The sequence below is a fragment of the Niallia sp. FSL W8-0177 genome (genome assembly GCF_038006285.1).
In the GTDB taxonomy this organism is placed as follows: Bacteria; Bacillota; Bacilli; order Bacillales; family Cytobacillaceae; genus Niallia; species Niallia circulans_A.
Genome location: NZ_JBBOUX010000002.1, coordinates 220,860 through 230,481, shown reverse-complemented (window position 1 = coordinate 230,481; position 9,622 = coordinate 220,860). Strand labels below are relative to the sequence as shown.

At 33.9% G+C, this 9,622-nt stretch carries 5 protein-coding genes and 1 pseudogene; 4 read left to right on the top strand and 2 right to left on the bottom strand.

The window, feature by feature from the left end:
- Positions 1 to 72: 72 nt before the first annotated feature.
- Positions 73 to 1,334: pseudogene (gene ltrA, locus NST77_RS25515) on the bottom strand (group II intron reverse transcriptase/maturase).
- A 103-nt stretch (positions 1,335 to 1,437) separates the two neighbouring features.
- Between ltrA and istA the strand changes: the two are divergent.
- Both istA and istB read left to right on the top strand, forming a co-directional pair.
- Positions 1,438 to 2,727, top strand: coding sequence for an IS21 family transposase (gene istA, locus NST77_RS25510; protein ID WP_061801336.1), 1,290 nt, complete (start codon positions 1,438 to 1,440; stop codon positions 2,725 to 2,727).
- Positions 2,727 to 3,485, top strand: a complete 759-nt coding sequence (gene istB, locus NST77_RS25505) for an IS21-like element helper ATPase IstB (protein WP_061801337.1) — start codon at positions 2,727 to 2,729, stop codon at positions 3,483 to 3,485. Before istA ends, istB begins: the two co-directional genes overlap by 1 nt.
- A 638-nt stretch (positions 3,486 to 4,123) precedes the next feature.
- On the opposite strand, the gene xerS is transcribed toward istB, so the two are convergent.
- Positions 4,124 to 5,239, bottom strand: a complete 1,116-nt coding sequence (xerS, locus tag NST77_RS25500; protein WP_341123892.1) for a tyrosine recombinase XerS — start codon at positions 5,237 to 5,239, stop codon at positions 4,124 to 4,126.
- 322 nt (positions 5,240 to 5,561) lie between these two features.
- Here xerS and NST77_RS25495 point away from each other — a divergent pair, with 322 nt between their 5' ends.
- Together NST77_RS25495 and NST77_RS25490 are read left to right on the top strand one after the other, a co-directional pair.
- Complete coding sequence (locus tag NST77_RS25495) at positions 5,562 to 7,709, top strand: ATP-dependent nuclease (protein ID WP_341123891.1); 2,148 nt, start codon at positions 5,562 to 5,564, stop codon at positions 7,707 to 7,709.
- Positions 7,694 to 9,376: an ATP-dependent helicase gene (locus tag NST77_RS25490; RefSeq protein ID WP_341123890.1), complete on the top strand. Its 1,683-nt coding sequence runs from the start codon at positions 7,694 to 7,696 to the stop codon at positions 9,374 to 9,376. The genes NST77_RS25495 and NST77_RS25490 overlap by 16 nt, the downstream gene beginning before the upstream one ends.
- Positions 9,377 to 9,622 lie beyond the last annotated feature (246 nt).

The window sequence follows — 9,622 nt, the reverse complement described above, 5'->3', positions numbered from 1 at the left end:
AAATCGAGTAGGAGGGAGTGATTAACTCCCGACCTCTCACACCACCGTACGTACGGTTCCGTATACGGCGGTTCAATTAAGATAAATGACGCAGAATTTATAACGAGTTTGTAGACTTTTAAACCCTTGATTATTCCAATAGGAAATATCGAGGGTTTTATCTAATATAGGACTATTCGAGACGCGCCAATAGCCCTTCCGGCTATTTCCCCATTCATAAGCCTTCCCTTTTGGGACACCTAAATGTATAAGGTTGCGATTGTCTTTGGTTTCTTCCAGTCTTTCCATTGGCACATGCGAAGTCTTCTTCGTATCCAACCATCAAATTTTATAAACAGTGATTTAGTATCCGCTAATGCAAAATATCCACACCAACCCATTAGATATTGGTTTAATTTCTCCATCCGATATCTCATAGAATAGGGCATCTTTCTGGAAGTGATTTCTCGTATTTTCTTCTTCATTCGTTTTAAGCTTTCTTTTGCGATACGAACCTTTGGTTCTTTAGAAGACGTGAAGCTAAACCCTAGAAACTTCCGTTTCCATGGTCGGTCTACTGCTAATTTCTTCTCATTCACTTTTAATCGAAGTTTCTTTTCGATGAATCGTTGAATGCTTACCCTTGTTCGTTCTCCTGCCCGCTTCGATTTTACGTAAACATTACAGTCATCCGCGTAACGAACGAATTTATGCCCTCGACTTTCTAGCTCTTTTTCTAGTTCATCCAGAACTATGTTAGAGAGTAATGGACTTAATGGTCCGCCTTGTGGCGTTCCTTTTTCTGTACTTGAAATAACTCCATCCATCATAACGCCCGCCTGTAAATATTTGCGGATTAGCTTTAATAGTGGTTTGTCCTTGATTCTTTTCGCAAGTGTACTCATGAGTCTATCATGGTTGACCTTATCAAAGAACTTCTCTAAATCCATGTCTACAACCCATCTATATCCTTCTTTGATATATCCCTTTGCTTCCCTTACCGCATCATGGGCGCTTCGGTTTGGTCGAAAGCCATAGCTATGTTCGGAGAACATCGGGTCATATATCTTCGATAATACTTGGGCAATGGATTGTTGAATCAAACGATCTTTCACGGTTGGAATACCTAGTAGCCGAAAACCTCCACCAGTTTTCGGGATTTCGACTCTTCGGACAGGCATTGGCTCATAAGTACCCTTGAAAATAGCCTCTCTGATAGAATGCCAGTTTTCGACTAGGTGCTGTCGTAGGATTTGTACGGGCATCCTATCTACTCCATGACTTCCTTTATTCTGTTCTACTCGTTTTAATGCTTGAAGCATATTTTCCCGTGACAGGATTTGATTTAAAAGCATCGTTATTCTTCTAGAAATGCTATTTTAAATATGTACAATAATGCTTGGATAAATATGTACAAATTTGCTTTCATTTTACATACTAGTCTTGAGGTGACTAGTCATGTATATATCATTAAATGTCGATGTTAATTTTGAGATTAATAGTCTTTCAGACTTACCAAAATTCAAACAAATAATGGAGCATATGAAAATGAAAATTAATAAGAGTAAATTGGCTGAAGAACTTGGAGTAGATCGACGAACAGTTGAGAAATATCTAAATGGTTTTGTCCCCAAGAGGACAAGAAAAAAGTCCTCAAAAATTGATGAATATTATGAAGTGATCGCTGCTCTTTTATCTGAGGATTCTAAACAGGTGTTTTATTATCGGCGGGTGCTTTGGCAGTACTTAAAGGATAATCACGGTTTAGACTGTGGTGCTTCGACCTTTCGAGCCTATATCGCTCGAATACCTGAATTTAATGCTTACTTTGTGGAGGACAAACGTATTGCTTCTCCGAAGGGGACGGTTCGCTATGAAACTCCGCCAGGTAAACAAGCTCAATTAGATTGGAAGGAAAATATTCAATATGAAACAAAAGATGGCGAGCAGGTCGAGATCAATGTAGCTGCGCTTATTCTATCTACTTCAAGATTGCGAGTATTCCACTTGAGTATTTCCAAGTCACAAAGTACGCTGTTTTCCTTTCTAACAGAAGCTTTTGAAACGTTTGGCGGTGTTCCTGAGGAACTCCTTACGGATAATATGAAAACAGTGATGGATGAAGCAAGAACGGAACATTATCCGGGTAAAGTGAATGCAAAGTTTGAGCAATTCGCAAAAGACTTTGGCTTTAAAGTGAAAGCCTGTATCGCTGGCAGACCAAGGACAAAGGGAAAAGTCGAAACGACAATGAAATTGTTAGACGAAATTCATGCCTATCAAGGACAATTCTCTTTAGAGGAACTGCATCAATTTATACAAGAGTTAGCCAACAGAGTGAATCACCAGATTCACCAAGGGACAGGAAGAATACCAATGATTGAATATAAAAAAGAAAGGAACCACTTACTCCAGCTACCAACTGATAAAGTAAGAGATTCCTATCGCATTAAGCACACACAAGTAAAAGTCAATGCATCCAACATGATCTCCTACAAATCAAACCAGTATTCCGTACCACCAGAATATCAAGGAAAGAAAGTAGGTTTACAAGTGTATGATAACAACTTATGGATTTATTATAACATGAAACTTATTGCACAGCATCCAATCAGCAAAGCGAAGCTAAATTATCAGGAAGCACATTATAAAGCAGGTTTGGCTGTTTCAGCCCCTTACTATAACTATCCGGAAATCGATGATTTGGCAAAGAAAAATCTAGCAACGATTGGAGAAGTGTATAAATAATGAATCTATCCACTAATTATCAACAATTATTAAGAAACCTAGAGTATCTAAAGCTGAAGCAAATGACTCTACATTTAAATGAAGTAATTGATTTCGGAGTCCAGAACCAGCTGTCATTTATTGATACGTTAATCAAGTTAACCAACTATGAAATTGATGTGCGAGAACAAAATATGACGCAGTCGATGGTAAAGGTGGCTGCATTTCCACATATGAAAGAAATAAAAGATTTTGATTTCACTTTCCAAACCTCAGTCAATCAGCAACAGATTCAAGATTTTCTAACCTTTCGCTTTATTGAAGAGAACGAGAATATTGTTTTCTTAGGACCAAGTGGTGTTGGCAAAACACACTTGGCCACCGCCATAGGGATTGCGGCAGCAAAGAAAAGAACAAGTACCTATTTCATTAAATGCCATGATTTAATTCAGAATTTAAGACGAGCACGATTGGAGAACCGCTTAGAAACTCGTCTAAAACATTATACAAAATATAAACTATTAATCATTGATGAGATTGGTTATTTGCCAATTGATCAAGAAGATGCGAAATTATTTTTCCAACTGATTGACATGCGATATGAAAAGCGCAGTACGATCTTAACAACGAACGTAAACTTTAAGGCATGGGATGAAGTATTTCAGGAGCCTAAGCTGGCAAATGCCATCTTAGATCGCATCTTACACCATGCGAAGGTTGTGACAATGGTGGGAAATTCCTATCGTTTAAAGGATCATTTAGTGCAAGAAAACGAGTGATTTTGTACATCCTTAAACGAGCGAAAATGTACATATTTGTGTTGACATTTATATTCTTCCTTCCGTGAATAGCTTATCTTCTTATGCCAGTGGTCACTCCACCCTCCAAGAGATCCCCCACGGAATTCACCGTTTCCTTCCTCAAGTGAGGTACTATGTTTTCTGTGTTCCTCATGACCTACTGAAAGCCAAGGGCTATTCTCTCCTAATTGTTCCGTCCTTCCAAATCGTTCTAGACCGATTTGTACTATGACATCGGCTGACTTCTGATGGTTCAGCTACTTATCGCTAAGTAGGTTAGGAAGTGTACTTCCCGTATCCATCAGACCTCCCCGGGTAAGAGTGCAATCTTTCCTTCCATCTATCTGCTTCATTTACTTTGTATCACCTTCGGCAGAAAGGACTTTGTTTTGTTTGGCAAACTCATCCAATGATACCTAGCCTTCTATGAAGTTCGTGTCCCTCAGACCGGAAGTTTGCCGCCCGCTTCCTTCAGATTCCGCGTCACCACGGACACCCTTGCGTTAGGCTAACTACTACTTCTGCCTTCGCAGTTCGGGACTTTCACCCTAAAGATTGCACACATGCCGGGCACACCAAAAAGGAAGCATAAAGTTTTCACTTTAATGCTTCCTTTTTTATTTTTTTCTCCTTTGATCAAGTTGTTCTGCAGCAAGCTTAGCTTTTTCTCTAGATGTATTGATATAAAGCAAGGAAATGTCAGATTGTGTATGACCCAATTGGTTCATAATAAGCGGAATGTCTCCTCCTGTTTGTTCTGCTAAATTAGTAGCGTAAGTATGTCTTAATTTATGGGGGGCCATTCGTTTATCAAATGATTTGGTATATTTATAAACTATATTCTCAACAGCACGTGCAGTAAGAGGGAGTGTATCTCCCTTATATTGTTTAACAAATAGATACTGACTTTCCTCATTTCCTGCTTTATATCTTTCATTTCTTATAGATAGATAATCTAATACATCTAACATAGAAGAAGGAGTAACTGGAATAGTATCTTTCTTACCGCCTTTTCTAATAATACTTATTTCGTTATTTTTACTATCGATATCTTTAAGGCGTAATTCTATCAGTTCATTTACTCTAATTCCGCTACCCAAAAATAATGAAATGATAGCAAAATTTCGTTCCTTGTCACGATTAAAGAACTTTAATTCTGAAGGGGAAAGAGTGTTTTCATATTCATTTTTTATATACTCCAAAAAATTGAGATCTTCATTTCCTATAAAAATCTTCTCCGAAATCTTTCGTGCTCTTTCATTAAAAGTTTCCGAAACTTTCTTGATAGGAATTTTTTTCATTACATTTCGATGAAAGTATGGTTCACCTTGTGTTCCTAAAACTTCTGCTTCAATCGTTAAATAATTGAAAAGCGAACGAAGGGAGGACTTATGCCTATTAACCGTTTTTGAACTTATTTTATGAGATTCATTTGCTTTCTCGTACTTTTTTCGACTGACATATTTAAAGTAATCTTGTGCATCTGATAGGGGAAGAGATCCTAACAAGCTTACTGGAAATGTTTTTAAACTAGACCATTTGACCCTTTCATCAGCCATTAACCAAGATAAAAACTCCTTATAATCTCTAACATAATTGAATAGGGTAAGAGGGGAGCGATTATCCATTTTGGCCTCTACATATTCATTTATAAAGTCTGGCATTTCCTTTAGAAGTTCCGCTAATCGCTTTTCATAATATTCATGTTGTTTTGTTATAGCCAATTCTATCACCCCTAAATAAGAACATTTCTTTACATAATGTATAATAACTCTTAAATAATTTCTAGTGGTAAACGTCTAAAACCTTGGTATATAAGGGATTAGACGTTTTCTTTATTATATCATAATTCAAATTAAGAAGGATTAACGCTTATTACTGCTTGAAACTGTGTATTTAACAGAGATAAGTATTTATTCATATGTCAAAATGGTAGATTAGTTACCGTATAGAGGAATAAGAATAAAGGAAATGTTCGAATATTGTAAATTAATATATGTTAATATATAAATAATTAAATAGAGTTACAAAATTTAACTATTAAGGAGTACTTTAATGTTTATATCAGAACTAAAAGTTACTAATTTTAGAGGATTTACTAGTGAACCAACTGTTATTGAATTTAAAGAAGGGATTAACGTGATAATTGGTCAAAATAACGCAGGGAAGACTACAATAATTAAAGCTTTAGAAATCTTGTTTGACAGTAAATCCTCTAGAAAACTAAATATTAATGATTTTAATCACAATTTAGCATTAGATAAATTAAAATCTAATCCTCCCAATATCTCTATATCCGCGAAATTAATGGAATCAGATAATGAAGAATCGTACTCGGATGAATTGGTTGCAGTTTCTAACTGGCTGACAAGTATAGGTACTCCATATGAAGCTACTATAACATTCAATTTTTTCTTACCTGATAATGATGTAGATACATACAGAAAATTAATGAATGAAATATCTAGTACTGATATAAATGATTACTGGAAAGTAATCGAGCAACATTTTTTAAAGAAATATGTTAGCAAAACATATGTGGGAAATGCAGATTTAAAAAATCAGGTTAATGTCTCAGAACTATCTAGATTCGACTTTCAATTTCTTAGTGCAATAAGGGATGTTGAAAGGGATTTATTTAAAGGTAACAATATGTTATTAAAAGAAGTAATAGATTTTTATATGGACTATGAAATTAAAAATGATGTAAATTTAGAAATCCAAGAAAAGCTTGATAAAATTCAACAAAAAAAAGATAGTTTTGCTCAAGAATCAAAGAAATTAATAAAGTCATTAAAAGATAGAATGACTCAAGGTGAAGAACAAATTCTGAAGTATGTAAAAAATACGGGTGCAGGTATAGACAATTCGAAACCCGTTTTTGAAGGTGAAATTCTCGATAATGAATTATATTCGGCTTTAAGATTAATTGTAGAAAAGGAAACGGGTGTTAAGTTACCCGCTACAAGCAATGGTTTAGGATATAACAATTTAATCTTTATATCTTTATTGCTTTCCAAAATGCAAAAGGACTCTTCTGGAGAGTATCTAGGATCTAATTCTAAAGTATTTTCAATTTTAGCAATTGAAGAGCCAGAGGCTCATTTACACCCTAGTATGCAATACAAGTTTTTACAGTTTCTAAAAAGAAATAAAGAATCTGAAGTAAGACAGATATTTATTACTTCTCATTCTCCTAATATAACAGCCGCTGTTGACTTAGAAGATATAATAATTATGCAAAAATTAAAAGTTAACATTGGAAACGAAAAACCTATAGAAGTTATAAGGCCGGCTTACCCATATAAAGTTTTTGAAACTAAAGAAGGTAATACCTATTCTGAAGAAGATCAGAAGTCTAGAGATTATGTAAAAAGATTTTTGGATGTAACTAAGGCGGATCTATTTTTTGCAAAAAATATTATACTAGTTGAGGGAATTGCAGAACAACTAGTTATACCAGAGTTTGCTAGTAAACTAGGGTTATCTTTGGAAGATAGCCATACAACAGTTTTAAATATTGGTGGCAGATATTTTGATCATTTCTTAAAATTATTTAATACTATTAAATCTCCTTATGCAATTAATAAAAAAATTGCTTGTATTACGGATTTAGACCCGGTGAGAAAGAAAATAATTGAAGGAACATCAGCAGAAGCAAATGCTAATTATGACACTACAGAAGATGATTCAAGCAATTGGGAAAAATGTCATCCTATTTTTTTTAGTATAAATAATGAATTATATGATTACAAAGAAACATCGAATCACCTTATCAGTAACAGAGAAAGCTATTCATCTAACATAAGAGTATATACACAACCAATTGGTTTGAGCTCTACTTTTGAATATGAAATGATCAGAACAAATTATACCAATGATATCTTAGTAACAAGTTCAATCTCTAATAGTAATGAGTTGAAAGAATTATTTAAAATGGTTGACCGAGAAGAAGCTTTAGAAGAAATGATAAGTAGGATTAGAAAATCAAAATTTAAAACGGAACTATTAGAATCGGTAGAAAATGGAGTTTTGAAAGATTCTAAGGAAAATAGAATTGCACTACTTGCAAGTAGATTTCTTTTATCAGTTAAAAAAGGGGAAGCAGCACAAGAAATGGCTTACTTAATTAGTAACGATGAGGAAAACTTAATTAGTCCCCCAGATTATATAAGGGAGGCGATAAAATGGATATCTCAGTAGCAATTGAATTGGAAAATAGCTTAAGTGAAATTCCTATTGACCAGAATTTTAAACTCTATGCAGGTCCAGGTGCAGGGAAAACTACTTTTTTGACAAATCATATTAGAAATATTCTCAAAAAGTCACATAAACTAAAGAAATCCAGACAAATTGCTTGTATCACTTATACCAATACAGCGGTGAATACTCTAATTCAAAGATTGCAAGGTTGTACAAATTCTACAGAAGTTTCCACAATTCATAGTTTTTGTTATAAATTTATTGTAAAGCCATATATTTGGGTTTTAAATGATCCTTTAATTCCTTTAGAAAAAATAGATGGGCACGAGGAAATTAAGCTAAGAAAAAGTCAGTTAAGAGATTTTAAAACAAGGAGTCAGCAGTTACATTTTGCTGATGATAAATCTTTAGTAGAAGCATTAGGGAAACTAAAATGGATTTTAGAAGCTGGGGAACCAGTACTTAAGTTTATAAAATTTAATGATGGACGAATTGGAAGCTATTCAATTAAGAAACAATCGTATATGCTTTATAAACAATTATATTGGACGGAGGGTAAAATAAGCCACGACGATGTCCTTTATTTCACCTATCGTATTCTTAAAGAAAAACCAGAAGTCATAGAAATTATAAGAGCTAGATTTCCTTATATTTTGATTGATGAATTTCAAGATACTAGTCCAATCCAAACAGAAATATTAAAAATGATTGGTGAAAGGGAAACTTGTATTGGGATTATTGGTGATATATGTCAATCTATATATTCCTTTCAAGGAGCTAATGTGGATTTATTCAGAGAATTTTCTTTAAATGAAATGAAAGTTTATATTTTGTCTGGAAATCGACGATCTACAAATCAAATTATTAATGTATTAAACCATATGAGAGAATCAGTGGATTTTAAGCAATATTCCCCTATTAACTTAGATGGTCCAGCACCGATGATTCTAGTTGGAGATAGTTCAGAAGCAGACTCTTATTTAAAAGATAATTTAGGGCAGGTTATGTTTTTATCGTATAAACATACCAATCAACCCAATGTGAATATTTTGGTAGATGATTCAGATGGAGATAGAAGTTGGAGAATATATTATTTAGTTCAAGCTTTAGAACTAGCTAAAAATCTTGATATAAAGAATGCATTAAAATATATGAAACAGGCCTATCGGAAGACAATTGGGTTTACTGAAAAGGAAGCTTTAGAAAACTTAAGGAGACTTATAAATGATTATGAAGTTATCCAAAATGAAAGTATTACCGATCTTCACAATAATTATATAGTTGGTCATTATGACGTAACAGGGAAAATTACTAGAGGTAAAGTAAAGGCTTTATATGATAAATTAACTTATATACAGCTAGTCTCGCAAATAAAGATTATAGAAAATGGATTGATCAATTTTAAAACTATTCATCAATCTAAAGGTGAAGAATATGAGACAGTTTGTGTAAGTCTACCTTCAAAGGGTGATGGCAAAGAAATTGATTTTCTTATTAATCCGGATATGAATAAAGAATCACATAGGGTTTACTATGTTGCGTTGAGTAGAGCTCAAAACAGGTTAATAATTAAAATGGAAGCTATCAGTGATGAAAATAGGATGAAGCTTGTAACTTTAGGTTTTGAAGTAATTCAACTAAGAGAAAAAAGTACATTAATAACATGATAAAAGGTAGTTAATTATAATATTATATGGAAGTAATTATGCTTAAAGATAGATAATGAGAGGCTTGTTAAAAGAGGTAATAAAAAATAAAAGATGTTGTGTATTGTAAAATAGAAGAGCAGAGATCTTCGCTTTATAAAAAGGATAGCTCTTCAATTCCCTCAACTGCAATAGGGCCAAACTAGCTTATGGAAGAAAAGGGGCAGCAAGCAACCCTGTAATAAGTGAAACCCTTGCTAATAATAG

What these genes read in the sequence shown, in the direction of transcription:
- istA (WP_061801336.1), top strand. Translation starts at nt 1,438, where the DNA reads ATGTATATATCATTAAATGTCGATGTTAATTTTGAGATTAATAGTCTT.
- istB (WP_061801337.1), top strand. Translation starts at nt 2,727, where the DNA reads ATGAATCTATCCACTAATTATCAACAATTATTAAGAAACCTAGAGTAT.
- NST77_RS25490 (WP_341123890.1), top strand. Translation starts at nt 7,694, where the DNA reads ATGGATATCTCAGTAGCAATTGAATTGGAAAATAGCTTAAGTGAAATT.
- NST77_RS25495 (WP_341123891.1), top strand. Translation starts at nt 5,562, where the DNA reads ATGTTTATATCAGAACTAAAAGTTACTAATTTTAGAGGATTTACTAGT.